Origin of the sequence: Mucilaginibacter pocheonensis (assembly GCF_031456535.1) — a bacterium.
Taxonomy (GTDB): Bacteria; Bacteroidota; Bacteroidia; order Sphingobacteriales; family Sphingobacteriaceae; genus Mucilaginibacter; species Mucilaginibacter pocheonensis.
The window spans coordinates 250752-277168 of sequence record NZ_JAVDUU010000002.1 but is presented as its reverse complement, the minus strand read 5'-3'; the positions used below and the strand labels follow the sequence as shown (position 1 = coordinate 277168).

Sequence of the window (26417 nt, the reverse complement as noted above, 5' to 3'; positions counted from 1 at the left end):
CACTTAAAAATTAAGGCTTAATGATGCCATAAAGTTGCGCGGCGCCTGCGGGAAAAAGTAGTTGTAGTTCATCACATGGCCGCTTTCAATATCAGGATAAGTAGCACCATTGGCTTCATACTTTTTGCTGAAGATGTTGTTTACCTGCAGACCCAGACCAATATTTTTTACCGACTTTACGCTGAAATTATATCTTAATCTTACATCGCTCACAAAATAACTTTTAAGGTAGCGGTTTACGGCGTAAGGGTTATCCGCGTTGTCGGGCGCTATGTCAAAGCCTTCGGGGTTGCGGTTCATGGTATTATCAATGTATTGCTTGCCAATATATTTACTGATAAAAGCGATCTCGCCCCCCTTTAACGGACTGTAGCTGATCACACTTGAACCGGTGAACGACGGTGAAAAGGCAATGTCGGTTTTTTTAAAGCTTTCGCCTACCAGGGTGCCGTCGTCATAATTTGAGAAAAACTGCTGATAGTTCTTGATCTTATTGGTACTTAAAGTAGCGGTTACCGCCCAGTTTAACTGCCGGGTAATTTTTACCCTGCCATCAAGCTCCAAACCCCCGCGGTAGCTGTCTTTCACGTTAGTACGTACAGGCGAACCTACATCATTAAGCGCGCCGGTTAATATCAGCTGGTTTTTGTACAACATGTAAAACGCATTGATGCCGCCGGTAAACACATCATTGGCGGTGCGGTAGCCGGCCTCAAAATCTTTCAGGTTTTCTGACTTAGGCCTGTTCTGCGGCGGCGAGTCTACATAGTCGTCACGGTTGGGTTCATGGTTGCCCACCGCAAAAGAAGCGTATACGTTGCTGTGTTCATTAAACTGGTAAGTAATACCAGCTTTAGGGTTAAAAAAGTTAAGTTCGGCGGTTTGCTGTGCGTTATTCAGATTTTTATCAATGCCAAAAAATGAGTAGCTGATGTGGCGGTACTGCATATCTGCATACAGTAAAAACTGGTTAACATGCCACTCTGCACGGCCAAAAATATTGAAATCCTTTTTTTTGGCATTATCACGGTAATACTCATAATCAGGGCCAATACCGGCACTTTCTTTAGTATAAATAATATTGCCATAGTGAGCGCCCGAATATTGGTTATAAGCACCGCCCAGGTTTAAATTCAAATTGCTTTTGGGCTGATATTTTAGGCCATAGGTAACACCATAAAAATCATTATCCAGCCACAGACGGCGTACCAGGTCGGTAGTGCCGATGGTATCTGCGCCAATAATAACCGGGCTAAGGCCGTAATTGCTTACCGCGTCCTGCGGCCGAAACTCCTCGTAATACCCCTTCCCTTTGGTATAGTGCAGGGCACCGCTAAAGGATAGTTTATCTGATAACTTTTGATCATACAGCAACTGGTAATGATTTTGCGTATAGTTGTCAACCTGGTCTTTATAAAATGAACCGTCAGACATCAGGCCCAGCTCATTATAGGTACGGTTATCGGGCCGGGTATTATCTCCAATCACGTAATCGGCCACGCCATTCCAGGCCTGATAGGTACGTTCATAACCCGTAAACACATTTGCCCGTATAGTGCTGTTTTTGCCATACCAGGCACCGCTCACGAAAAACGATTTAAGGTTTGATGCCGCCCGGTCAATAAAGCCATCAGAGTGAATGCGCGACAAGCGGCCATCAAGGCTAAAATGTCCGCCTAATAAACCCGTACCCGCGCTCACGGTATTTTTGATAGAGCTGTATGAGCCCGCCGAAGTATTGATCTGGGCGTAAGCAGTATCCCTGCGGGTAGTGGTTTGTACGTTGATACTGCCGCCAAAAGCACCTGCCCCATTGGTTGAAGTGCCCACGCCGCGCTGTATCTGGATATTATCAATAGATGAAGCGATATCAGGTATGTCCACAAAGTACGAGCCCTGACTTTCTGAATCGTTATAAGGGATGCCGTTTATGGTAACGTTAACCCGGGTAGCATCAGAACCACGTATACGAATGCCTGTATAACCAATACCGGTGCCTGCGTCTGAGCTTACCACTACAGACGGGGTTTGATTTAGCAGGTAGGGCAAATCCTGCCCGAAGTTATTTTTGTCGAGGTCCTTTTTTGAAAGATTAGTATAAGCAGTTGGCGAGTTTTTGCTGGCCCTGGTAGCATTTATAGTAACCTCCTCGGCAGTAAGCGTACCTTTTGCAAGGGAAATATCAATAACCTCGTTCTTAGTTAAATTAATGCTTTTGCTGATGGCCTGATAGCCGATAAAGCTTACTTTAAGTGAATAATTACCAGCCTTAAGATCGGTAAAACTGTACATCCCCGCGGCATCTGCAACAGCGCTTATAAACGGTTTTGTAATAGTAACGGAAGCTCCGGGCAAGGCGTCGCCCAGTTCGTTGGTGACCTTGCCGGTAATGGAAAATTGGGCCGATGCCAAAAAAGGAAGTAGCAGGGCTGTTAAAGCCACAAATAGAAATTTCAAAATGTATGATATTAAAATAGTTAATCCATCTGCCCATCAGGGTTAATGTGCAGTACACTTAACTTGGTACCTCTCCCTACGCCGGCATTACCCGGATCAGGTGCAGCCCTCCGGCCCCTAAAGAAGGACGGCGGGCATGGGTTTGATCTCAGCCTGTCTTTCAGTTTGGTAAAAACAATCAAAATTGTTTTTGAACCCAAAGCAAGGCACCCCTTGAGAATTATGGAGCAAAGATACAATTTGATTTGGGAATTCGGGATTTTCCGTTTCGGATTTCCGGATTAACCAGAGCGGCAGGTTGATATAAAGTTAAAAACCCCTGATGGGTTTAAAGTATTCAAAAATTCAAAAACCGAAATCGAACGTCCAAAATCCGAAATCAAAAACTTACTTTTGCAAACTTTTACAAAACTATTGCTATGCTTAGAACTCATACCTGCGGCGAATTAAATATCAGCAACTTAGGTCAATCGGTTACTTTGTGCGGATGGGTACAAAAATCGCGCGATCTGGGTGGTACCACATTTATTGATGTGCGCGACCGTTATGGTTTAACCCAATTGGTTTTTAATACCGATACCGATGCCGCCCTGCGCGAAATAAGCCGGGGTCTGGGGCGCGAATTTGTGATAAAAGTTAGCGGCAAGGTACTTGAACGTACCAATAAGAACCTGAAAATACCAACCGGCGAAATTGAAATTGCTGTAGATGGCATTGAAATACTGAACGCGGCCAAACTGCCCCCGTTTTTAATTGAGGACGAAACCGACGGCGGCGAAGAGCTAAGGGCCAAATACCGCTACCTTGACCTGCGCCGCGCACCTATACGCAGTAACCTGGTACTGCGCCATAAATTGGCCCAGGAGATACGCAAGTACCTGGATGGGCTTGATTTTATTGAGGTGGAAACCCCGGTGCTGATCAAATCGACCCCGGAGGGGGCGCGCGATTTTGTGGTGCCAAGCCGCATGAACCCGGGCGAATTTTACGCCCTGCCGCAATCGCCTCAAACTTTTAAGCAATTACTGATGGTAAGCGGTTTCGACCGTTATTTCCAGATAGTGAAATGTTTTAGGGATGAAGACCTGCGGGCCGACCGCCAGCCGGAGTTTACACAGATTGACTGTGAACTGTCGTTCATTACCCAGGAAGACATTCTGAATATTTTTGAAGGATTAACCCAGCACTTATTCAAAACCGTAAAAGGTATTGACCTGGGCGCTTTTCCGCGGATGCAATATGCTGATGCCATGCGCCTTTATGGCTCTGATAAACCTGATGTGCGTTTCGGGATGGAGTTTGTTGAACTGAATGATATTGTAAAAGGTAAAGGCTTTGGCATTTTTGATAATGCCGAACTGGTGGTTGGCATCAACGCCAAAGGCTGCGCCAGCTACACCCGCAAACAAATTGATGAACTTACCGAATGGTTAAAACGCCCGCAAATTGGCGTTACCGGTATGATCTATTGCCGGTATAACGAGGATAGCACCTTAAAATCATCAGTTGATAAATTTTACAGTGAAGATGAGCTGACCAATTGGGCTGCCGCTTTTAATGCTGAAAAAGGCGACCTGATGCTGGTACTTGCCGGCCAGGCCGATAAGGTACGCAAACAACTAAACGAGCTCCGGTTGGAGATGGGCACCCGCTTAGGGCTTCGCGATAAAAATAAATTCGCTCCGCTGTGGGTGCTGGATTTCCCGCTGCTGGAGTGGGACGAAGAAACCGGCCGTTACCACGCCATGCATCACCCGTTCACCTCGCCGAAACCTGAGGATATTGCCTTGTTAGATTCCGATCCCGGAGCTGTACGCGCCAATGCCTATGACCTGGTGATCAACGGTACGGAAGTTGGCGGTGGTTCTATCCGTATCCATGACCGCGCTATGCAGTCGCTCATGTTTAAGCATTTAGGCTTTTCGCCCGAAGAGGCGCAAAAGCAATTTGGCTTTTTAATGGATGCCTTTGAGTATGGTGCACCTCCGCATGGTGGCCTGGCTCTTGGTTTTGACCGCCTTGTATCCATATTTGCCGGGTTGGATTCTATCCGCGATGTGATCGCTTTCCCTAAAAACAATTCGGGCCGCGATGTGATGATCGATTCGCCATCAACCATCGCTGATGCGCAAATGACCGAGCTAAAGATCAAAACAACTGTTTAATCTTCTATCGATAAATAACCCGAGCCCTCTTCAACTATTTCTTTTCGCAGAAATCTTGAAGAGGGTTTTTTTATTAAATACCAATGAGGACATACATTTTACTGCTTACCGCTATCGTCATCCTGTTTGCATCCTGTACCAATGAAGCACCATTTGACGCCGCCAAACAAGTCCGGCTTGATGATTCAACCATCAGGGCCTACCTGGCAGCTAACCCGGCTATTAAGGCGGTTAAAGATACTTCGGGGTTATACTACCAGATCATTAATCCTGGTAAGGGGGCAAACCCAACCCAGGAATCAACAGTAACGGTAAACTATGCTGGTAAGCTGCTTAATGGAAATACTTTTGATTCGGGAAAAGGGTTTACAAGTCCGCTGATGGGTTTAATTACCGGCTGGCAGGTTGGTATTCCCCATGTTAAGCCCGGGGGCCGCATACTGCTCCTTATCCCATCGGCCATGGGGTATGCCAATAACCAAGCCGGCAGCATCCCGCCCAACTCGGTGTTGCTGTTTGATATCGACCTGATCGGTTTTAAATAATATAAACGGGCCGTGTCCTGTTACCGCACATTTTACACTGGCTTTATTATAATTACCGGTTTAGCTTGCGGAGGCATATTACGTGCATCTCTCCGTTTCAAAATCTTTCGGATTATCCTTATCCCGTTTAAATCACATTTTTAACGGCCCCGGTTATTTTTTAACATTGTTGTATCGGTAAAAACTGTCAAACCTAAACAGCTTCTTATAAACGCCCACATTACCATTTTTAAAGTATTGTTCTTATATTAACTCTTTCAAAAAAACCTGGGCATGAAAAAAAGCTGGATTTTGTTTTTTTCGCTATTATCACTTACCACATTTGCTCAAGACAGGGCGTTAACAACACAGGTAAGCAGCAAAGCCGACGCCTTGCAAAGCCAGGTAATTGCCTGGCGGCGTGATTTTCATGAGCACCCTGAACTGGGCAACCATGAAGTACGCACATCTGCTATTATTGCCAAACACCTTCGGTCGTTAGGGATACAGGTACAAACCGGCATTGCCACAACCGGCGTTGTAGGTATTTTAAAAGGTAGTAAGCCCGGCCCGGTAGTTGCTTTACGTGCGGATATGGATGGTTTGCCGGTAATTGAGCGCACGCCGGTACCTTTTGCATCAAAAGTAAAAACCACCTACAACGGGCAGGAAGTAGGGGTAATGCATGCCTGCGGGCATGACTCGCACATGGCTATTTTAATGGCTGTTGCCCAGGTACTGTCAACCATGAAAAATGAATTGCATGGTACGGTAAAGTTTATCTTTCAACCGGCGGAGGAAGGTGTGGAACCCGGCCAGAAGGGCGGCGCCGAAGAGATGGTAAAAGAGGGTGTGCTTGAAAACCCAAAGGTTGATGTGATATTTGGGCTGCATATCAATTCGCAAACCGAAGTGGGTAAGATCACTTATCGCCCGGGCGGAACGATGGCCGGGGTAAATGATATGCAGATCATAGTAAAAGGGCGGTCGGCACATGGGGCTTACCCATGGTCGAGCATTGATCCCATTGTGGTTTCGGCCGAAATTATTAACAACCTGCAAAGCATTGTGAGCCGCAATATTGATATAACCCAAAACCCCGCGGTGGTAACCATTGGCGCTATTAAAGGCGGCAACCGCTCCAACATTATCCCCGAATCGGTTGAAATGCTGGGCACCTTGCGTTCCTTTACAGCAGCCGACGAGAAACTGTTGATTGAACGTGTTAAACAAATAGCCACCAAAACGGCCGAAGCGCAGGGAGCCACCGCCGAAGTGAAGATACCTTACAGCAACCACTACCCGGTTACCTTTAATGACCCTAAGCTAACCGAAAAAATGCTGCCCAGTTTGCAGCATACCGCCGGGACCGAAAACGTGCTGTTGCGGCCACCCGTAACCGGGGCCGAAGACTTTAGCTTTTATGAGGAAAAAGTTCCGGGGATTTTCTTTTTTTTAGGGGGGATGCCTAAAGGAGGCGATCCGCTTAAAGCGCCATCGCACCATACACCTGATTTTTATATTGACGAAAGTGGATTTACATTAGGAGTTAAGGCCCTTTGTAACTTAACTTTGGATTATATGAGCAACTTTGGCAAATAGCATAGGCCTTATTAACTGATCATGATGATGAAAAATACATTTACTACGGTATGTATGGGCTTGTTTATAACCCTGCTGGCTGTGCAAAAAAGCCATGCTGCAGGCGTAACCGGCTCAGATTCTGTAAAAACCATAAAGACATTAAAACCCGAGGTTTTAGATGTGGTAAATACGGTGTTAAAAGCCTCCTATACTTTTAAAATTGAAAAGGTTTCTGATGTTTATACCCCCAATGCCGTTGTTAGCGATGAGCAGCAACCTTTTTCATGGAACGGCCAGCTGGCAGGTGTTCAATGGGTAAACTCGGTTCAAAAGGCGGTTAATGATTTTAAAATAAAGGATTTTAAGGTTGACATTAAGCGCGTTAAGGTTTTTCAGCAAACAGAAGAGGTAGCTTATCTGGTAGTGCCTGTTGAATACACGGGTACCATTAATGGCGAACCATTTGACGAAGAGGGCGCATTTTCGTTCGTGCTGCGGGTTGTAGGCGGTAAGTGGCTTATTAAAAGCCAGGCCTGGGTGCCTAAAAATGGCTTGTAAATAATAATTATTCAATTGCCTAATCTACTTTTCATCTGCAGTAAAAGCCAATGGCGCAGCCCAACTGCCGAGCTTTTGTTTAAAGGGCATCCCCAGCATACCGCCTGTTCTGCAGGTACCAGTGATAAGGCCCGCATCCGTGTAAGCCAGAAAATGATTAACCGTGCCGATGTGATATTTGTAATGGAACGCAAACACAAAAGCTTGCTTATGCAACGATTTGAAATTGCAGGCAAACAACTGATTGTGCTGGATATTGAAGATAATTACCTGTTTAATGATCCTGAACTGATCAGTATTTTAAAGGTGGCTTTAGAAGGGTATTTAAAAGCTAATAATAAAATTAGCCAATTGCTTTGTACCTCGCAGTAACGTAACGGCGCCGCCTATCCCAATATCTCTTTAATATCTTCAGGCGTAAGCGATTTGATAAAGCTTTCTTCGGTAGTAATAAGGGCGCGGCTCAAACTTAATTTGCGCTGCTGCAGGGCAAGGATCTTTTCTTCAACCGAATCTTTGGTGATGAATTTATAAATAAACACATTTTTGGTTTGGCCAATACGGTGGGTACGGTCAATGGCTTGTTGTTCTACAGCCGGGTTCCACCACGGGTCAAGGATAAATACATAGTCGGCCTCGGTAAGGTTAAGTCCAACGCCGCCTGCCTTGATCGAGATGAGGAACACCCGTGTTTTAGGGTCTTCCTGAAATTGTTTCACCACATCGCCGCGGTTTTGGGTGCTGCCATCAAGGTATACGTAAGGGATGCCCTCACGCTCAAAGTGCTCGCGGTAAATAGTCAATTGCTTTACAAACTGCGAAAACACCAGTACTTTATGGCCCCCATCCAATACGTTGGTCAGGGTGTGCACCACGTTTTCAAACTTACCGCTATCGCCCTCATAGTCGTTATCAATCATGATAGGGTGGTTGGCAATTTGCCGCAGCTTGATGAGTCCCTGTAGTACCTGTATCTGCGTTTTTGCAAAAGTGCCGTCTTCCAGACTTTTAAGCAGTTCGTTACGGTATTCTGATTTTACTTTTTCATATACCGATGCCTGTTCTTCACTCATCTGGCAGTAAAAAAGGTTTTCGGTTTTTGGAGGCAACTCGGTAGCTACCTGCTCTTTGGTACGGCGTAAAACAAAAGGTTTTATAAGAGCCTGCAGCTTGCGGGCCTTGTCTTCATCTTTTTTCTTTTCAATGGGGGTCACAAATTCATTCTGGAAAAATTGCTGGCCACCCAGCAAACCCGGGTTAATGAATGACATTTGGGTCCATAAATCGTTAACTGAATTTTCAACCGGGGTACCGCTCAATATCAATTTAAAACGCGATTTCAATTGCTTAACCGACTGAAAAGATTTTGACGACGGGTTTTTGATATTCTGGCTTTCGTCAAGAATCACGTAGTCAAAAAAGTAGCTTTTAAACATTTCAATATCAATACGGCTGATGCCATAAGTGGTGATCACTACATCATAATTGGCAAACACGTCGGCCGAGCGATAGCGCATGGTGCCCGTATGCACCATCAGTTTTAGCTGCGGGGCAAACTTTTTGGCCTCATTGAGCCAGTTATAAATTAACGAAGTGGGCATGATCACCAGCGAAGTGCTTTTGCTGCCGGCCGCCTCGGTATCCTCCTTGTGCTTTTGCAGCAGAGCAAGGGTTTGTATGGTTTTACCAAGCCCCATATCATCGGCCAGGCAACCGCCAAAATGATAATCTTTTAAAAAGTGGAACCAGTTATACCCGGCTTTTTGGTAGGGCCGTAAATTACCTGCAAAATGTTGCGGCATCATAATATCTTCCAGCTCATCAAAATCAGTAAGCTTTTGCAGTTTGCGGGTCATGGTTACATTAGCCATTTCGCCCCCGGCCAGATCATTCACCAGGCCAATATGATGCCGACGCAGTTTAAGATCATTATTCCCTTCACTAAAATGCAGCAGGTTGCCATATTGCGAAAACCATTTCTCGGGGATAACCGCTATTTCGCCCGATGGCAGTATAAACTCCTTTTTATGGTTAAGGATATGATTTTTAAGCTGAATGAACGGTATACGGTAGGGACCGAACCATACTATGGCATGAATATCAAACCAGTCGTTATTTTCCTTTACCTCCAGGTCAATTTTACTGTTGCCAAACACATAGCGTTTTTGGCCCTCGGGCTGCTCCAGTTCAAAGCCCTGCTCAATCAGCTGGTCATGGTGCTGGTTAAGCCATTCAAAAACCGAGAAAGAATGGTCGGCATCCTCATCGTGGTTATTTACTTCCAGATTTTGGAACAGGCTTGATGCCGTTTTAAGGCCCAGTTGCTCCAGTTGCGCCATTTTATTTTTTTCCCAGGCAATGGAGCGCTTAATGCGATGGAATATATAGTCGTCGCCATTTTTTTCCATCCTTACAGATACGTGCCTGCCATCGCCATACGGGAAAATATAGCCGGCATATTTAAAGTACAATTGCAGTTGTGAGGTACCTCCCTCTATATATATAGGCTTTAAGGCTGCCTGCGCATCATACTTTTCGGTATTGATGGTAAAGCCCTCGGCATAAACATTATGTTTTTCTATGAGCGGACCAACAAATTTTTCAAAATACGACAGTTCCGATGACCGGGGTATGGCAATAAACCGTTTGTTAAGAAAAGGCACCAGTTTTTTGCCCTCTATCTCCTTGTCAAAATAATACAGGGTATCGTCAAGCAGCATCCAGGCCGGGTGATTGCAAATGATCTCGGCATTTTTAAACATGAACTCAATGCGCATGCCCTGGTATTTAATAGTAGGAAAATACCTGATCTCTTCCTCATTGCGTCTGAAATGAAACAGTACCGATGCCGGTTCTGTGGCTATCTGCAATTTTTTTTCGCCGGGGTAGCCCTCCTTGCTCATCTGGTACACCTGTTTGTTGCACAACAAGGTAAGCGCTTCGGCCATGCGCCTTTCCATTTTTGGGCGGATGGTATCAAACAGCTGCTCGTTAAATATTTTGGCAAAAAATTCAAACGGGCGAATAGGTTTTTTATAATATCGTTTAATCACGTTGCCCTGTTCCATCTCCTCCAATATTTTGATGAGCTTTATATCGGTATCGTCAAGGCAGTGGCTAAATTCTTTGGCTGTATTGGAGAATAAACGCTGATGTGTTAATGAAAATTCGCCGTTGGGATTAAGCTGAACGATGTGCGGTTCAATAACGTACGACAGGTACTCATGCCGGGCAACGGCATATATAATTTGACATGGTTTTGTACTGTCGACGCGTAGCATTTAAACTTTTAATAAAAAAATTTATTGAAGCTACATCAACAAAAAATTCAAACGTAATGAGAATTTACTGTATTTGGAAGAGTTTTTTGTTAAATAATTGTTAACAGGAGCTTTTAATTGACTTAAAGAGTTGATTTTGTGTTTAAAATGGAAGGAAACAGGGGTGCGGAACATGGGAGACGGGGCACGGGATTAAGGAACAAGAGCATAGATAAAGGAGCAAGAGACAAGGAGTGAAGATTGCCGTTATTCGGCTGAATGTGGGGGTGGCGAATATTCAATCAGTTGATTATCAAGTGTTCATGTTTGTTCACGGTGTTCACGCGGCGTGAACATGAACATCATAACTGAGCCTGGGAGCTAAAATTCCAGCGCCAACTGATCGCCGGGGCCTGCTGGCCGCTCTGCTTTTTGTTTTGGTATGGCGTCGCCAAAGTTGGAGAGGGATATACCCAGCAGCCTGATCCTGGCATCCTCGGTATTTGTGGCCGCTATGAGTTGTTTAGCCGTTTTGTTAATGGTTTCCAGATCGTTAAATGCTGTAGGGAATGATTGGTTGCGGGTTATCTGCTTAAAATCGCTGTATTTTACTTTGAGGGTAAGGGTACGGCCCTTTAAATCGTATTTAATAAGGCGGTTATAAACGGTTAAGGCAATTTTGTCCAGTTCGGCCTCCATTTCTTCCAGCGTGGTAAGGTCATAAGCAAAGGTATCTTCGGCTCCTAACGATTTTGTTTCCCGGTGCGGCTGCACCTCGCGGTTATCAATCCCCCGAACTATCTGGTAGTAAAATTTACCTGTTTTGCCAAAATGCCGTAGCAGTTCGTCCTCAGTGAGTTTTTTTAGATCGGCGCCGGTATGTAGTCCCATTTGTTTCATTTTTTGGGCGGTTACCTTGCCTACGCCAAAAAACTTCTCAACCGGCAGCCGCTCCATAAAATCTTCGATAGATGAAGGCCCGATAAACTTCAATCCATCGGGTTTGTTGATATCGGATGCTATTTTGGCTACAAATTTGTTGATAGACACCCCCGCAGAAGCGGTTAACTGCAATTCGTCTTTTATGGCCTGTTTTATTTGTTTGGCAATTTCAATGGCCGAGCCTACATTCAGTTTATCATTGGTTACATCAAGATACGCCTCATCCAAAGATAGCGGTTCGATCAGGTCGGTATAACGGCTAAAAATTTCCCTGATCTTTTGCGATGCCTCATTGTAAGCCGCAAAGCGCGGCCTCACAAATATCGCATCCGGGCAAAGCTGCAAAGCCCTTTTTGATGACATGGCCGAGCGAACCCCAAATTTACGCGCCTCATAACTTGCAGTGGCCACTACGCCGCCCCGGCCTTGCGGCAGGCCGCCAACTACCAGGGCCTTTCCGCGGTATTCGGGGTTGTCGCGCTGCTCAACCGATGCATAAAAGGCATCCATATCAATATGGATTATTTTGCGGATGATCTGGACCGGTTCGTTTTGCATACAGTGTGATATACAAATATACGGAGCCATTTTGCTAAAAAGAATGGCCAAGCGATGTTAGACTCACGTGGCTACACGAGGGCGTTTAAAAAATTGAAAAGAGCTATGCAGGAGATAAAGAATAAAGAAACGAAAAGTTCCCAACCCTCTTTCCGCCGAAGGCGAAGAGAGGGTTGGCGAGCGAAGCAATGCCGGTGTGATTGTGAGTATAACCGCCAGACAAGCGCATTCAACTCATATAGTATTACCCAATAAAGTGGTACAGAAAAACCACGTCGCCGGCAAAGGCAGGTTTCTTTTGGCCGTCTATTTCAAGTTCGATGGACATGGTGGTTTTGGTAACCCCGCGTAAATTGATAAGGCTGGAGAGTTTAACTTTTAACCGCACCTTGTCATTTACCAAAACAGGCTGGGCAAAACGCAGGTTTTCAATGCCATAGTTAATTTCCATTTTAAGGTTACGGATATCGGCTATCTGTTTCCAAAGATATGGGATCAGCGACAGGGTAAGGTAACCATGTGCTATTGTTGTTTTAAAAGGGCTTTCGGTTTTTGCTTTTTCAGGATCAGTGTGTATCCACTGGTGATCAAGCGTAGCATTGGCAAATTTATTGATCTGCTCCTGCGTAATGGTATGCCATGCGGATACGCCCAGTTCTTTACCTAATAGTGTTTCAAATTCGTTATAGTTATTTATAATGATCATCGGTAAACTATTTATAGCTTTTAACTGGCAAAGTAATAAATTAATTACGTGAACTAATATTAAAATTATTATTCGCCCAAAAGCGCTTTTAAACTTTCTAAAGTATCGGCCTCTTCTTTTGGTTTATCATGCCGCCACCTCAATATCCGCGGAAACCGCAGGGCAATGCCCGATTTATGCCTTGTTGATTTATTGATGCCTTCAAAGCCTATCTCAAATACCAACTCGGGTTTTACAGTACGAACCGGACCAAATTTCTCAAGCGTGTTACGCTTAACAAAATGATCTACCTTGTTGATCTCCGCATCAGTTAAGCCCGAATAGGCTTTGGCAAAGGGTACCAGCTTATCGCCATCCCAAACGGCAAAAGTATAATCGGTGTACAGATCGGCCCGGCGACCGTGGCCTTTTTGCGCATAGATCATCACGGCATCAACAGACAAGGGATCTATTTTCCACTTCCACCAGTCGCCCCGGCGACGGCCAACCTGGTAAGTGGCGTTCTTTCGCTTCAGCATAATGCCTTCGGCTATCATGGCGCGCGATTGCCCGCGCATTTCACCCAATTCGTCCCAGGTACTAAACGGTATCAGTACCGATATCCTGAATATTTCAGGGTACGGAGTAACGGCCTGCAGTTGTTCCAGTATTTCCCGCCTTTCTGTCTGGGTTTTGGAGCGGATATCTTCCTTATTATATTCCAAGCAATCATAAGCAATTACAGCAACCGGGTTTTCGTCCAGTATTTTTTTACTCAAATTTTTTCGACCGATACGGGTTTGAAGTATATTGAACGGCATAGGCAGGCCATTGCTAAAGGCCAGGATCTCACCGTCTATTACCACACCATCGGGCAGCGCGTTTAAAAAGGGATGCAATTCAGGAAACTTCTCGGTAACCAGGTCCTCGCCCCGGCTCCATATAAATATTTCACCACTGCGTTTGATCATCTGGGCACGTATGCCATCCCATTTCCACTCGGCCTGCCATTCGCTGGCATCGCCAAGGGCTGCACCAACTTCGTCTGGCATTTTCTGCCTTTCGGAAGTTTCCTGAATGGGGTAAGCCAGAAAAAACGGGTAGGGCCGGGATATGTTTTCGGCCGCGTCCTGCTCTTCTATCAGCTGCGCGTATTGGTAAGTTTCAGGCAGCCAACTGCCCATAACCCGGTGGGTAAGTACTGTGGCCTCTAATCCCGAAATATCCGCCAGGGCCTTGATCACCAGGTTTTGCGATACGCCAACCCTAAAACTGCCGGTAAGCAGTTTGTTAAACACAAAACGTTCCTGGCTATCAAGCATGGCCCATGACTCCAGCAACCATAACTTTTTTTCGGCTTCGGTTTTATCCTTTAGCGCATTGATTTCGGCAATCCATTCGGTGAGTGTCTTGCTATTGGTACTTGCTGTTTCGGGCATAAGCAGGGCCATGGTCTCGGCAAGATCGCCTACTACATGGTAACTTTCCTCAAATAGCCAGGCCGGTATATTTGATGTTTCAATTGCCCAGGTACGTATTAATGTTGAATTGATCTGCCGTTTCGGCTGGCGGCCGGTAAACAGGGCCAGCATGTGCATTTTATCGGTATCAGGCACGGTAGTAAAATACTCATTCAGTACCCTGACCTTTTCATTGGTCTTGTTCGTTTCATCCAACGACAGAAAAAGCTGGGCAAAAGCTCTCATGAAACCCCTCCTAAGTTCTCTTCAACAGAGAGAGCATTGTTTATGTCTTCAACTTGATTTTCAAGCTCGCGCTCCTCCTGGGGTAGGCTTGCGGGATTTTCCTCTTCTTCTCCGCCATACAAAGTATGCACCTCATGCGCGTCGAAGCCAATCTCGTTCAAATATCTTGAAAAGGTTGCGGTGTAACCATGTGTAAGGTAAACGCTTTCGCAGCCGGTTGCGTCAATAGCACTAATAAGCCCGTTCCAGTCAGCATGATCTGATAATACAAAACCCCGGTCGGCAGCGCGGCGGCGTTTAGCTCCTCGAATAGCCATCCAACCCGAGCAATAACCAAAGCTATAAGGCTGAAATTTACGCATCCAGGGTGTACCAACGGATGAAGGCGGAGCTAAAATAATCCCTTTTCTTACCTCTTCTTTAGGAGAGTCCACGGTAATTCTTTCGGTCGGATTTAATGATACGCCATTACGCCGCAGTGCCTCATTGGTGTTTTCGATGACACCGTGAGTATATACTTTGCCGTTAAACAGATCGAGATTTTGCAATATGCGTTGCGCCTTACCCAGGGAGTAACCAACCAAAACAGTAGCCAGGCCGTGATGTATATTGGCGCGCCACCAATTATTTATATCCTCAAATACTTGTACCTGGGGTTTCCAGGTATAAACGGGCATCCCAAAGGTGCATTCTGAAATAAAGTGATGGCACTTTACTGGCTCAAATGCGGTAGATACGCCATCATTTTCTAATTTGTAATCTCCGGATACTACCCATATCTCGCCCTGGTATTCCACTCTTATTTGCGCTGATCCGACCACATGACCCGCCGGATACAGAGATATGGAAACACCGTTCTTTATCACAGATTCACCATATTCTACGGTCTGCAGCTGAATTTCACCTAAGCGGTAACGTAACACCTCTTTTGATAGATAATGCGCCAAATAGCGTTTATGGCCCAAATAAGCATGATCGGCATGAGCATGGGTAATAACAGCATCATCAACAGGCTTCCATGGGTCAATATAAAATTTGCCCCGGGCGCAATAAATTCCGCTTTCGGTAAATTCAAGTAACGGTTTTTTAGCCATGTTACCTATTAAACCTTTGGAAAGCGAATTAGTTTGCCCTGCACCTTAAGGGGCTTTTTGAACTGCTAACCTACATCATGCCCTGAGGTTATAAACAATAAAACCCGGCTCTGAAAAGAACCGGGTTTGATATGTTAATCCCATGAACTCCCTTTTAGGAGGCTGGGGGCTTACTGCGGTTTTACGCTGGTTAGCTTTGGTTCAAGACCAATGTAGTCGGTAAGGATTTGGCCGGCCTCGCGTTTTACAAAATCCAGATCTTCATTTTTTGGTTTTGCCTGTCCTTTTTTAAGCGCCGGTAAACCTAAAGCGACGCGGCGCAGGTTGTTACGCTCTAATGATTTTTTCTCGTCGGCGTCACGCTGCTTTTTCAAATCGGCCTCATTAAGGCTTACATTGTCTTCGGCGTCATGCTTTTTAAAATCGGCAATGTCTTCCAGCATGTATTTGTAACTGTCGCTGGTAGCCATACGCTGATCATGCAGCTTTTTTAGCTGTGGCAAAACGCCTGTAAAATCGCCGGTTTTGGTATAATCGGTTTTAGCGATGATATCAAAAGGCATGGCTGATGGCTCAGTGTCCTCACCATATTTATCCAATGGGATCAATGACGGGAACGAGATATCAGGTGTTACCCCTTTGTGTTGTGTTGAATTACCACTGATGCGATAAAATTTAGCTATGGTTAAATTAAGCTGACCATAAGTGCTCTGGCTACCGGTTGATACTGCTTTTTTTCCACCTGTTGCCGCACCTGCCAGCTGCTTGATCTTATCGCGGATTGGCGAACCCAATACACGGTCAAGGTCAATGGCGCTTTGAACAGAGCCTTTACCATAGGTTTGGGTGCCCAGGATAATGCCGCGTCCATAATCTTGTATAGCGCCAGAGAATATTTCAGATGCCGAGGCACTGAAACGGTCAACCAGGATGCCTAACGGTCCAGCATAAGCTATCGCCGGATCATCGTCTTTATCAACTTCAATCTGTTCTTTAGTGTCTTTTACCTGTACAACCGGACCGGTTTTAATGAACAGGCCGGTAAGTTCAATGGCTTCCATCAGTGAACCGCCGCCGTTTTCGCGCAGATCGATCACTATGCCATCCACGTTTTCACGTTTCAGGGTGTCTAATATCAGCTTAACATCGTGCGTTGTACTTTTGTAATTTGGATTGCCTGCTTTGTAATCATTAAAATCGATATAGAACGCAGGTATGGCAATAACACCTATTTTAACTGTTTTACCATTACTGTTATACGTACGGATCTCTTTTTTGGCTGATTGATCTTTTAAAATGATCTTCTCGCGTACCAGTTCAATTACCTTTGGTTTACTACCTGCCGCGGCTCCTGCAGGCAATATCTCAAGCCTTACAATTGTGCCTTTGGTGCCGCGTATTAAAGCTATAGCGTTTTCAATGCGCCAGCCAACTACATTTTGGAAATCGCCGGTTTTACCTTGTGCAACACCAACAATACGGTCATCAATATTTACGAGTTTGCTTTTATCGGCAGGACCGCCCGGAACTATTGTTTTAATGGTGACATATTCATTGTCTACAGCAAGCGATGCGCCTATACCCTCTAACTGACGCGACATCTCGATATTAAAATTGGCCGCGTTTGATGGATTAAAGTAGTTAGTATGCGGGTCAATAGCCTCGGTAAAGGCATCCATGAAGTATTGAAAAACATCCTGGTTTGACAGCTTATTTGCCTGCGACAATAAGTTCTGATACCTTTTTTTAAGCGTCTCCTTATTTTTAGCCATGTCATTATTGGCTAATTTGAGGTTTAGCAGATCGTATTTTACGCGTTTTGACCACATGGCATCCATTTCGGCCTGGGTAGCGGGCCATGGCAGCTTGTCACGGTCATAAACAAATGATTCTTTTTTATCAAAATCAAAATTTTTATTAAGCTGAGCCAGCGAATAGTTTACATGCTCAATGTACCGTTTTTGAAAAACGTTGAATATGTAAAAAGCGTCATTTAAATTGCCGCTTTTCAGATCATCGTCAAGTACGGTTTTATATTTATCAAAACTTGCTACATCAGAAGCTAAAAAGTAGCTGTGGTTTTCGTCAAGCGACTTAATGTAACGGTTAAATATAACTTCGGAGATCGAGTCGTTCAAATCAACCTTCTTATAATTATAATTTGATATGAGGGATGCCACCTGTTTACAAACAACACTTTGTTGCTCATCGGGCTGCAGATCGGTTGAACCGGGAACTTTTACAGGTTTTGACGGCGATGCTTTACAAGCAAGAGCAGCGGCCAGCACCAATACTAAATATACTTTCTTAAACATATCTTTTACTGTAGTTAAATCGGGGTGTGTGTAAAACATCAATACTTGTGCCTATTATTAAATTGCTAATGTAAATAAAAAGAGACAGTGATAATACTGTCTCTCATATTACAATAACAATTATACGATAATGTTTTACTTGTAGTATATAAGCACTTAGCATTTTACGCTAATGTTACATAAAAAAGTTACTTTATAGCGGGTTTGGGGTCAGCGTCAGCCGTTTCGGCATAGCGAATTTCTGTTTTTAGCGTGTTCTTGTTATCCTCAAGATAATGCATTTGCTTGTCAACAGCGGCTACATCCATGGTAAGGCCAAGTGAACTGGCCAGGCCGCGGGCCTCAACAAGATCCTGTTTAGCCTGTGCAAAATCGCCATAGCCGGTTTTTACGGCAGCCAGGTTTATCAGATTGGTAATGGTGTGCCTGTTATCATTTTGCTGTCGCGATATCTGTAAGCTTTGCAGTAAATACCACTTGGCTTCTGATAACCTGTTCTGCTTCAAATACATTTGCGCAAGGTCGCTAAAATTGTAGCTTGCAGAATTATAAACGCGGAAACGCATGTTATGCTGAGCTGTTTTCATAACTGAGGCTTCCATAAGCAAAAGCGCATAAGGGGTACGCTCAATTTTGGCGTACATAATACGGGTATTTGCAATATGGGCAACGGGTAATCTTTTCATGGAATGGTCCTTTAAAAGAGCAATTTGCGGATAGCGGGTATGCTTTTTAAAGGGGTTATACTTATACCACTGTGCAGACACAGAAAGGCTAAGGGAACAGAAGATTACAAGTAAAATGAATCTCATTTAATCTTTTTGACTGGGCTTAAAATAAATTAATCAGTAAACAAATATAATAATATATTAAAGGCAAGCAATACCTGTAACACAGTAATTACTAAATCAGTCCCTTTAACGTAGCGATGGCACCCAATGTTATAATTAATTTTTTTAATTTATTCAAAAACTTCAATATCGCCGTCATGGAGGGCCCAAACCATATAAGGGTGCGTATCCGCATGGTAAATATGACCCTCGGCTGATATTCCGATAACGCCTGCAAAACCGTTAAAAGGCTTTAATTCATCAAGTGTTTTATCGGTGGCTATTGGCAGCGGCATGCCGTCGGTAACGCGGGTAACAATTTTTGTAGCTACTGACCCGCTTACAATATCTTCGCCTACGCCGGTGCATGAAATTGCAGCGTGGGCATTGGCATAGTTGCCCGCCGTAGTTGCCGAATCACTTACCCGGCCCGGTATTTCAAAGCCTTTACCCCCGGTTGAGGTTGCCGAGGCCAGATTTCCATACAAATCAAGCGCAACGCAGCCCACTGTGCCCAGCCTGATAGAGTCCTTTAGTTTTTTTTCATATTCCTGGCGGCGCTGCGGCGTTTCGGGGTTATAATAAGGCACGCCATTATTGCGGGCAAAATCACGGGCGCCCTTGCCGCTTAAAACGCGGTCGTCATAAGCCAATAACTTTTCTGTTATACAGATGGGGTTCTTTACATCCTCAATATTTATCACACCCGAAAAACGCTGGGTTTTGCCGTCCATGAGTGATGCGCTCAACCTTATTTTACCGTCGCTTTGTATCTGTGAGCCGGTGCCGGCGTTAAAAAGGTCGCAATCTTCAAGCAAACGTACAGCAAATACTACCGTTTCAATAGCAGTATGTGTAAGCAGGTATTTATAACCCAGCTCCACAATTTCTTTTAAAGCTTCTTGCTTGGCTTGTTTTACCTCCTGGTTGGTGCGCGATTCGCTAAAGAAACCGCCATGTATAATAATCTTCATTTTAACGAAGTTAATGGATCTTCAAAAAAATATTTTCTGTTATGCCCAAAAGCTCAGGATAACATATCTATATTAAACAAAGATATAGGTTTATTTATTGCAGCAGATCGCCACTATCAGGTGCATGTATAAAAACGCCCTCCTCTACTTTAACAGTTTTTTTAATGATCAAACGATGTTGTGTCAGGTCATATCTGTCAAAAATAGACATTACATGTACTTTGAGGTTATCAATAGAAACCGGCGAGCCCAGCTCTACATCATAAATGTTGGTTGCCACGATATTGCGTCCATCCACCAGGATGATCAGTCCGGAGCCTATAGCTTCCATCATATAACCTTCGGTGATCAGCAGGCCGGTATCTTCGCCCAGGCCAATGCCCAAAATTCCCGGATTGGTGGCCACTGCATACATGAGCCTGCCAATGCGGCCGCGCTGTACAAAGTGTGTGTCAACAATTACCGAATCAATAAAGCCTAATCCCGCCGTAATTTGTACCTCGCCCTTGATAAGTGCCTCGTTACTTTGACCGCGATAGATCATGTGGGTTGAAGCTGCCGCTGCTCCTGCGGATGTGCCCGCTATTACAAAAGCTTCTTTTTGATAACGTTGTTTTAATATCTGTAAAAACTCGGTACCTCCAAAAATGGCGGTAAGCCTGAGCTGATCGCCACCGCTGAACATCACTACATCGGCTTTACGGATACGCTCAAGATATTCAGGGTTAGTTGTATCCTCGCGGCTTTTTATGTGCAGAACATTAACATTGGTAACATTTAACTGGCCAAAGGCCTTGATGTATTCGTTGCCAACCAGTTCAGGAATTTGTGACGCAGTGGTTATTACTTCAATTAAAGAGCCATCATGTTTGGCAGATTCGGTAATAATGCGTTTTAAAATGCCCTGTTCAAAAAACTTAATATAATCGGGTTGCATGATGTGTTCCTGGATAGTAACATTGCTTCCCATATCAACCGCTCCGCCTATAATTATTAGTTTTCCTTTCGGGACAATCATAATTTTAACAATATATTAATACAAATTAAGATAAAAACCCGCACATACGCAGACTATTGTAAACATTTAATGCCTTTTTAGCTATAAAGTTTTATTTACACTGGTAAGTTTTATAGTTTTAGAGAAATTAAGCCGGTTTAAAAATTGCTAATCAACTTATGAAGATCGAGAATATTCAAGTATTACGTGGGCCAAACATCTGGAGCATCCGTCGTAAAAAATTAATACAAATGCGGCTTGATCTGCAGGAGATGGAGCACAGGCCCACCAATGAGATTGATGGGTTTTATGAGCGGCTTGAAAGCCTGTTGCCCAGCCTGTATACCCATCGCTGTTCGCCCGGCGTGCCCGGCGGTTTTTTTCAGCGGGTAATTGCAGGTACCTGGATGGGGCATGTTATTGAACATATAGCGCTCGAAATTCAAACGCTTGCAGGAATGGATACCGGCTTTGGCCGCACCCGCGAAACCAAGACCAAAGGTGTATATAACGTGGTTTTTGCCTACCTGGAAGAAAAAGTTGGTGTTTTTGCTGCCGAGTCGGCAGTGCGTATTGCACAAGCGCTGATAAATGGGGAAGATTATGACCTGGATGCTGATATACAACAAATGCGCGAGATCCGTGAAAATACCCGTTTAGGACCAAGTACAGGCTCTATTGTTGAAGAAGCCATTGCAAGGGACATTCCCTGGATAAGGCTCAACAATCAATCATTGGTACAGCTGGGCTATGGTAAAAACCAGGTACGTTTCCGCGCCACCATGACCGAAAAAACCAGCAGTATTGCCGTTGATATTGCCAGTAATAAAGACGAAACCAAGCGTATGCTGCAGGAGCAGGCCATACCTGTTGCCAAAGGTATTACCATTTCATCAGTTGAAGGGGTGGCCGAAGCCATACGTAAAGTGGGATTCCCGCTGGTTTTTAAACCGCTTGATGGCAACCACGGGCGCGGCATTTCCATCAACATACAAACAGAGGAAGACGCGATTGCTGCCTATGAACATGCTGCCCGTATATCGCGTAGGGTAATTGTGGAACGCTTTGTTACCGGGTATGATTTCAGGGTATTGGTAATTGATAATAAAATGGTAGCTGCCGCCCTGCGCGACCCTGCACATATTATTGGTGATGGCTTATCAACCATACAACAACTTATAGATAAGGAAAACGCCGACCCCCGCCGTGGTTACGGACATGAGAATGTATTAACGCTTATTGATATTGACCGCGATACGCTCGACCTCATTGAAAAGAAAGGCTATACGCTTGAAACTGTACCGGCAAAGGATGAAAAGGTTTTTGTAAAATCGACCGCCAACCTGAGCACGGGCGGTACATCTGTTGATGTTACCGACCATGTGCACCCACAGAATATTTTTATCTGCGAGCGCATATCGAAAATTATCGGGCTGGATATATGCGGCATTGATATTATGGCCGTGAACCTGACCGAGCCGCTTACTGAAAATGGCGGTGTAGTGCTGGAAGTAAATGCCGCACCGGGTTTCCGTATGCATATTGCCCCAAGCGAGGGCTTGCCGCGCAATGTTGCCGGCCATGTGCTGGATATGTTATACCCAACAGGGAAGTCGGCCAGGATACCTATTATTGCTATTACCGGCACCAATGGTAAAACCACTACCACACGCCTGATAGCCCATATTGTAAAAAACAACGGGCACCGAGTGGGCTTTACCACGTCTGACGGTATTTACGTGCAAAACAATATGATGCTTAAGGGTGATACTACCGGCCCGGTAAGCAGCGAGTTCATATTAAAAGACCCCACGGTTGATTTTGCCGTACTGGAAACCGCCCGCGGCGGTATCCTGCGCTCGGGCCTGGGTTTTGGTTTTTGCGATATTGGTGTAGTTACCAATATACAGGCAGATCACCTGGGATTGGCAGATATTCATACGCTTGATGACCTGGCCCGGGTAAAAAGTGTAGTGCTTAATTCTGTTAAAAAAGATGGATGGGGCGTTTTAAATGCCGATAATGAACATTGTGTACGTATAGGCAATAAAGCCGATTGCAACATTGCCTACTTTAGCCTTAACGAAAACAATCCTATCATTAAATCACATTGCCGTAAGGGTGGTATTGCAGCCGTTTGTGAAAATGGTTTTATCACCATACAAAAGGGCGATTGGAAGATACGCGTACAACGTACTATCCTGATACCGCTTACTTTTGGGGGTACGGTTCCTTTTATGATTGAGAATGTACTGGCTGCAACCCTTGCCGCATTTTTATGGGGATTTAAAACCGAGGATATAAAAATGTCATTGGAAACTTTCATCCCGTCGGCAGCGCAAACCCCTGGGCGCATGAACATTTTTGAGTTCAAAGACTTTAGGTTTATGATTGATTTTGCGCATAATCCAGATGGTTATAACGGCATCAAAGAGTTTTTAAAACATATCGATTCACCGCTAAAAATTGGTATTGTAGCAGGTACGGGCGACAGGCGTGATGACGACATCCGCGAATTGGGTAAAATATCGGCCGGGATGTTTGATTATATCATCCTCCGCCAGGAAAAACACCTTCGCGGCCGTACTGCCGAAAATATTTTGAGTTTGCTTAGCGAAGGGATCCGCTCGGTTGATCCTGATAAACCTATAGAGATTGTGCCTAAAGAGGTTGATGCCATTAAACATGCCATGAGTTTGGCCAAACCAGGGGCTTTCATCACCGCCCTGAGCGATGTGGTTGATAACGCCATTGAAACTGTGCAAAATTACCAGGAGCAGGAACGTAACGGGTTGTTTAACGTTTAGCGTCCAAGCCCCTTAAAGGCGAGCTTTTTGAACGGATATCTTCAATATTGTAAGGTGCGAAGCAATCTTTACGCTATACAGAGCACGTTTTGTATAGTATAAAGATTGCTTCGTTCGAAATGACTTTTTATTTATTGATTTGCTCGACAACTCCACCTTTAGGAGTCCGGTGGGCGGGGGCCGACAAATAATAATGCCATAGTAGCATACTCGCAACGGTACGATAGGGAGCCCATTGTTCTGTGACAGCAAGCAGTTCTTCTCTCGTAGTTTCTTTGGGTAATGACTTTACCCGCTTCAATGCGTTCACTGCCGCCAAATCGCCAATAGGGAAAATATCGGCGTGCTGCAGCACAAACATCAGGTATACATCGGCAGTCCAGTTGCCGATGCCTTTAAGGGAGGTTAGTTTAGCGCGGATCTCCTCATCAGGCAATTGCTCCAGTTCGGCCAGGTTGATCTGTCCGCTGATGATGGCCCCGGCCAGGTGTTTGGTATACGTTGTTTTCTGACGACTGAAATAACAGGCTTTAAACTCCTCGTCGGTAAGCAGCAGCACCCTTGCCGGCGTAATTTCCTGTATATATTCGCGTAACTTATTCAATGCCGACAGTGCCGATGCCAATGACACCTGCTGCTCCAGGATAATGTGCACCAATGTTTCGAACGTATTTGGCCTTGACCATAACGGCGGGTAACCATAGGTATTAATGATATGGGCCAAATCAGCATCAGCCGAAGCAAGTTCATCACATATGGCGCGATAGTTGGATTGGTTAAACTGTTTAAACATTTGGTTGTTGTTGATCAATTGATGTGCTTTTGACAAAATAAATAATTATTTTAGCATTAAATTGAATAGTATGAACATTCAAGCGGAGAAATTAAATCTTTTGCAAACCATCATGAATACCAATGATGAAGGATTGATCATGGATGTAAAGGCCTTTTTATCAGGCAGAAAAGCTGATTGGTTCGATGAGTTGAGTGATGAGCGGCAAAAAGACGTAATGGAAGGTTTAGCCGAAGCAGATCGCGGCGAAACTGTTGCTCATGCCGAAGTCGTAAAACTATTCGGGAAATGGGGATTGAAATAGTATGGACTAAAAAGGCTGTTCAAACATTTAGCAAAAGAATAGCTTATTTAGAAGAACATTGGACAGAAAAAGAGATATTCGATTTTACAGCTCGTGTAAATGAGTATCTCGAAACGTTACAGACCCAACCTTTAATGTTTCGTAAATCTGCAAGAATAAAACATACACACATCGGTGTAATAATCAAACAAGTTTCATTGGTTTACAGGATAAAGCCTAAAAGTAAAACCATTGAACTGATCACTTTTATTGATAACCGGCAAAATCCTAAAAAGAATAAGATCTAAATACTTTTTCTGACATTGCTTCGTACCGCAATGACGCAGGAGGTTAATATCGATTAATTGCTAATTTTTTTAGGATTTAGCAATTTGTTTTCTGATTTTTACAATATGAACAATCTGCCTCCTTTAGCCGAACGTATGCGCCCAGGGTCGCTTGACGATTATGTGGGGCAAAAACACCTGGTTGGTCCGGGTGCGGTTTTGCGTAAAGCCATAGAATCCGGTTCGTTACCATCCATGTTATTTTGGGGGCCTCCCGGGGTGGGTAAAACTACGCTGGCCTATATCATTTCGCAATCATTATACCGTCCGTTCTTTTCATTGAGCGCCATCAACTCCGGTGTAAAAGACGTGCGGGAAGTAATTGAAAAAGCATCCTTGTTAAAAGAACAGGGCGAAACGCTGCCTATATTATTTATTGATGAGATACACCGTTTCTCCAAATCACAGCAAGATTCCCTGTTGGGAGCTGTAGAGCGCGGCATAGTGACCCTGATAGGTGCTACTACCGAAAATCCATCGTTCGAGGTGATCTCGGCTTTACTGTCGCGCTGCCAGGTGTATATCCTGCAGCCTTTGGCCGAAGAAGACCTGCTTAACCTGCTGGATAAAGCCATGAAGGAGGACGTGGTGCTGCAGAACAAAAAGATCATTATTAAAGACCATGAAGCGTTGCTGCGCCTTTCGGGGGGCGATGCACGCAAACTGCTCAATATATTCGAGTTGCTGGTAAATGCCTTTGATACCACCGAAATAGTTTTAACCGACGAAGTGGTACTGGAACATGTACAGCAAAATATGGCCTTGTATGATAAAACCGGCGAACAGCATTATGATATCATTTCGGCCTTCATTAAATCTATGCGGGGTTCAGACCCTAACGGGGCGGTGTACTGGCTGGCCCGCATGATTGTTGGGGGTGAGGATCCCTTGTTCATTGCCCGCCGGATGCTTATCCTGGCATCTGAGGATATTGGCAATGCAAACCCTAACGCGCTTTTGCTGGCACAAAGCTGTTTTGAAGCTGTAAATAAAATAGGTATGCCCGAATCGCAGCTTATTTTGTCGCAAACAGCTATTTACCTGGCAACATCTGCTAAAAGTAATTCGGCAACAACGGCAATTGGGGCGGCAATAGCACTGGTGCGTCAAACCGGCGACTTGCCGGTTCCACTTCACCTGCGCAATGCACCAACCAAATTCATGAAAAATATTGGCTATGGAAAAGATTATAAATATGCCCATAGCTATGAAGGCAATTTTACGGAGCTCGACTTTTTACCCGACGCGGTTAAAGGCACCCAGCTTTACCAGCCCGGCAATAACGCCAAAGAAAATGAATCAAAAGAAAAACTAAGAAAACTTTGGGGCGATAAATATAAGTATTGAACTTATTGCCAAAACGGGCTCACATAGGGTCCCGGTTGGCTGTTAAATTTCCTTTATTTTAATTATTAACACGGTAATATACTAATAATAAGTTAATTATAAATCAATATATCATACAGGGGCCTACTAATCGACATGTGTGGAAAACTCTGAATAGTATGATGATAGTGATAATAATAGCTTTGATTAAA

The 26417-nt window shown here is 44.5% G+C and carries 20 protein-coding genes; 9 read left to right on the top strand and 11 right to left on the bottom strand.

Going from position 1 to position 26417, the window contains the following annotated elements:
- Positions 1-3 precede the first annotated feature (3 nt).
- Complete coding sequence (locus J2W55_RS08000; protein WP_310094008.1) at positions 4-2457, bottom strand: TonB-dependent receptor; 2454 nt, start codon at positions 2455-2457, stop codon at positions 4-6.
- A gap of 419 nt (positions 2458-2876) precedes the next feature.
- On the opposite strand from J2W55_RS08000, the gene aspS reads away from it, so the two are divergent.
- From aspS to J2W55_RS07975, 5 genes are all read left to right on the top strand, one after another.
- Positions 2877-4622 (top strand): aspartate--tRNA ligase, encoded by a 1746-nt coding sequence (gene aspS, locus J2W55_RS07995; RefSeq protein ID WP_310094006.1) that lies wholly within the window; start codon positions 2877-2879, stop codon positions 4620-4622.
- Positions 4623-4705: 83 nt separating this feature from the next.
- Positions 4706-5167: an FKBP-type peptidyl-prolyl cis-trans isomerase gene (locus tag J2W55_RS07990; RefSeq protein ID WP_310094005.1), complete on the top strand. Its 462-nt coding sequence runs from the start codon at positions 4706-4708 to the stop codon at positions 5165-5167.
- Positions 5168-5440: 273 nt separating this feature from the next.
- Positions 5441-6748, top strand: a complete 1308-nt coding sequence (locus tag J2W55_RS07985) for an amidohydrolase (protein ID WP_310094003.1) — start codon at positions 5441-5443, stop codon at positions 6746-6748.
- A gap of 27 nt (positions 6749-6775) precedes the next feature.
- Positions 6776-7288, top strand: a complete 513-nt coding sequence (locus tag J2W55_RS07980) for a nuclear transport factor 2 family protein (protein WP_310094001.1) — start codon at positions 6776-6778, stop codon at positions 7286-7288.
- Positions 7289-7303: 15 nt separating this feature from the next.
- Positions 7304-7660 (top strand): low molecular weight protein tyrosine phosphatase family protein, encoded by a 357-nt coding sequence (locus J2W55_RS07975; protein WP_310094000.1) that lies wholly within the window; start codon positions 7304-7306, stop codon positions 7658-7660.
- 14 nt (positions 7661-7674) lie between these two features.
- Here the strand turns inward: J2W55_RS07975 and J2W55_RS07970 are convergent, their stop codons facing one another.
- From J2W55_RS07970 to J2W55_RS07930, 9 genes are all read right to left on the bottom strand, one after another.
- Entirely contained in the window at positions 7675-10569 is a 2895-nt protein-coding gene (locus J2W55_RS07970; protein WP_310093998.1) for a DEAD/DEAH box helicase, read from the bottom strand.
- A gap of 360 nt (positions 10570-10929) precedes the next feature.
- Entirely contained in the window at positions 10930-12048 is a 1119-nt protein-coding gene (dinB, locus tag J2W55_RS07965; protein ID WP_310093996.1) for a DNA polymerase IV, read from the bottom strand.
- Positions 12049-12292: 244 nt separating this feature from the next.
- Positions 12293-12754, bottom strand: coding sequence for a MaoC family dehydratase (locus J2W55_RS07960; RefSeq protein WP_310093994.1), 462 nt, complete (start codon positions 12752-12754; stop codon positions 12293-12295).
- Positions 12755-12822: 68 nt separating this feature from the next.
- Positions 12823-14439 (bottom strand): ATP-dependent DNA ligase, encoded by a 1617-nt coding sequence (locus J2W55_RS07955; RefSeq protein WP_310093992.1) that lies wholly within the window; start codon positions 14437-14439, stop codon positions 12823-12825.
- Entirely contained in the window at positions 14436-15533 is a 1098-nt protein-coding gene (locus tag J2W55_RS07950; protein ID WP_310093990.1) for a ligase-associated DNA damage response exonuclease, read from the bottom strand. Before J2W55_RS07950 ends, J2W55_RS07955 begins: the two co-directional genes overlap by 4 nt.
- Positions 15534-15703: 170 nt before the next feature.
- A complete protein-coding gene (locus J2W55_RS07945) occupies positions 15704-17848 on the bottom strand; it encodes a carboxy terminal-processing peptidase (RefSeq protein ID WP_310093988.1) in 2145 nt (714 codons plus the stop codon).
- A gap of 188 nt (positions 17849-18036) precedes the next feature.
- On the bottom strand, positions 18037-18534 hold the full coding sequence (locus J2W55_RS07940; RefSeq protein WP_310093987.1) for a hypothetical protein: 498 nt from the start codon (positions 18532-18534) through the stop codon (positions 18037-18039).
- A 275-nt stretch (positions 18535-18809) separates the two neighbouring features.
- On the bottom strand, positions 18810-19652 hold the full coding sequence (locus J2W55_RS07935; protein WP_310093985.1) for an isoaspartyl peptidase/L-asparaginase: 843 nt from the start codon (positions 19650-19652) through the stop codon (positions 18810-18812).
- A 94-nt stretch (positions 19653-19746) separates the two neighbouring features.
- Entirely contained in the window at positions 19747-20670 is a 924-nt protein-coding gene (locus tag J2W55_RS07930) for a cyanophycinase (protein ID WP_310093982.1), read from the bottom strand.
- A 158-nt stretch (positions 20671-20828) separates the two neighbouring features.
- On the opposite strand from J2W55_RS07930, the gene cphA reads away from it, so the two are divergent.
- Positions 20829-23456: a cyanophycin synthetase gene (gene cphA, locus J2W55_RS07925; RefSeq protein WP_310093979.1), complete on the top strand. Its 2628-nt coding sequence runs from the start codon at positions 20829-20831 to the stop codon at positions 23454-23456.
- Between the two features lie 127 nt (positions 23457-23583).
- Here cphA and J2W55_RS07920 read toward each other — a convergent pair whose 3' ends face one another.
- Positions 23584-24249 (bottom strand): DNA-3-methyladenine glycosylase family protein, encoded by a 666-nt coding sequence (locus tag J2W55_RS07920; RefSeq protein ID WP_310093977.1) that lies wholly within the window; start codon positions 24247-24249, stop codon positions 23584-23586.
- A 70-nt stretch (positions 24250-24319) separates the two neighbouring features.
- On the opposite strand from J2W55_RS07920, the gene J2W55_RS07915 reads away from it, so the two are divergent.
- The 3 genes from J2W55_RS07915 (at position 24320) to J2W55_RS07905 (ending at position 26226) form a co-directional block, all read left to right on the top strand.
- On the top strand, positions 24320-24553 hold the full coding sequence (locus J2W55_RS07915) for a hypothetical protein (RefSeq protein ID WP_310093975.1): 234 nt from the start codon (positions 24320-24322) through the stop codon (positions 24551-24553).
- Positions 24538-24840: a type II toxin-antitoxin system RelE/ParE family toxin gene (locus J2W55_RS07910; protein ID WP_310093974.1), complete on the top strand. Its 303-nt coding sequence runs from the start codon at positions 24538-24540 to the stop codon at positions 24838-24840. The genes J2W55_RS07915 and J2W55_RS07910 overlap by 16 nt, the downstream gene beginning before the upstream one ends.
- A 105-nt stretch (positions 24841-24945) precedes the next feature.
- Positions 24946-26226 (top strand): replication-associated recombination protein A, encoded by a 1281-nt coding sequence (locus J2W55_RS07905; RefSeq protein ID WP_310093972.1) that lies wholly within the window; start codon positions 24946-24948, stop codon positions 26224-26226.
- Positions 26227-26417: the final 191 nt, after the last annotated feature.

What these genes read in the sequence shown, in the direction of transcription:
- aspS (WP_310094006.1), top strand. Translation starts at nt 2,877, where the DNA reads ATGCTTAGAACTCATACCTGCGGCGAATTAAATATCAGCAACTTAGGT.
- J2W55_RS07990 (WP_310094005.1), top strand. Translation starts at nt 4,706, where the DNA reads ATGAGGACATACATTTTACTGCTTACCGCTATCGTCATCCTGTTTGCA.
- J2W55_RS07985 (WP_310094003.1), top strand. Translation starts at nt 5,441, where the DNA reads ATGAAAAAAAGCTGGATTTTGTTTTTTTCGCTATTATCACTTACCACA.
- J2W55_RS07980 (WP_310094001.1), top strand. Translation starts at nt 6,776, where the DNA reads ATGAAAAATACATTTACTACGGTATGTATGGGCTTGTTTATAACCCTG.
- J2W55_RS07970 (WP_310093998.1), bottom strand. Translation starts at nt 10,569, where the DNA reads ATGCTACGCGTCGACAGTACAAAACCATGTCAAATTATATATGCCGTT.
- dinB (WP_310093996.1), bottom strand. Translation starts at nt 12,048, where the DNA reads ATGCAAAACGAACCGGTCCAGATCATCCGCAAAATAATCCATATTGAT.
- J2W55_RS07960 (WP_310093994.1), bottom strand. Translation starts at nt 12,754, where the DNA reads ATGATCATTATAAATAACTATAACGAATTTGAAACACTATTAGGTAAA.
- J2W55_RS07955 (WP_310093992.1), bottom strand. Translation starts at nt 14,439, where the DNA reads ATGAGAGCTTTTGCCCAGCTTTTTCTGTCGTTGGATGAAACGAACAAG.
- J2W55_RS07950 (WP_310093990.1), bottom strand. Translation starts at nt 15,533, where the DNA reads ATGGCTAAAAAACCGTTACTTGAATTTACCGAAAGCGGAATTTATTGC.
- J2W55_RS07945 (WP_310093988.1), bottom strand. Translation starts at nt 17,848, where the DNA reads ATGTTTAAGAAAGTATATTTAGTATTGGTGCTGGCCGCTGCTCTTGCT.
- J2W55_RS07940 (WP_310093987.1), bottom strand. Translation starts at nt 18,534, where the DNA reads ATGAAAAGATTACCCGTTGCCCATATTGCAAATACCCGTATTATGTAC.
- J2W55_RS07935 (WP_310093985.1), bottom strand. Translation starts at nt 19,652, where the DNA reads ATGAAGATTATTATACATGGCGGTTTCTTTAGCGAATCGCGCACCAAC.
- J2W55_RS07930 (WP_310093982.1), bottom strand. Translation starts at nt 20,670, where the DNA reads ATGATTGTCCCGAAAGGAAAACTAATAATTATAGGCGGAGCGGTTGAT.
- cphA (WP_310093979.1), top strand. Translation starts at nt 20,829, where the DNA reads ATGAAGATCGAGAATATTCAAGTATTACGTGGGCCAAACATCTGGAGC.
- J2W55_RS07920 (WP_310093977.1), bottom strand. Translation starts at nt 24,249, where the DNA reads ATGTTTAAACAGTTTAACCAATCCAACTATCGCGCCATATGTGATGAA.
- J2W55_RS07915 (WP_310093975.1), top strand. Translation starts at nt 24,320, where the DNA reads ATGAACATTCAAGCGGAGAAATTAAATCTTTTGCAAACCATCATGAAT.
- J2W55_RS07910 (WP_310093974.1), top strand. Translation starts at nt 24,538, where the DNA reads ATGGGGATTGAAATAGTATGGACTAAAAAGGCTGTTCAAACATTTAGC.
- J2W55_RS07905 (WP_310093972.1), top strand. Translation starts at nt 24,946, where the DNA reads ATGAACAATCTGCCTCCTTTAGCCGAACGTATGCGCCCAGGGTCGCTT.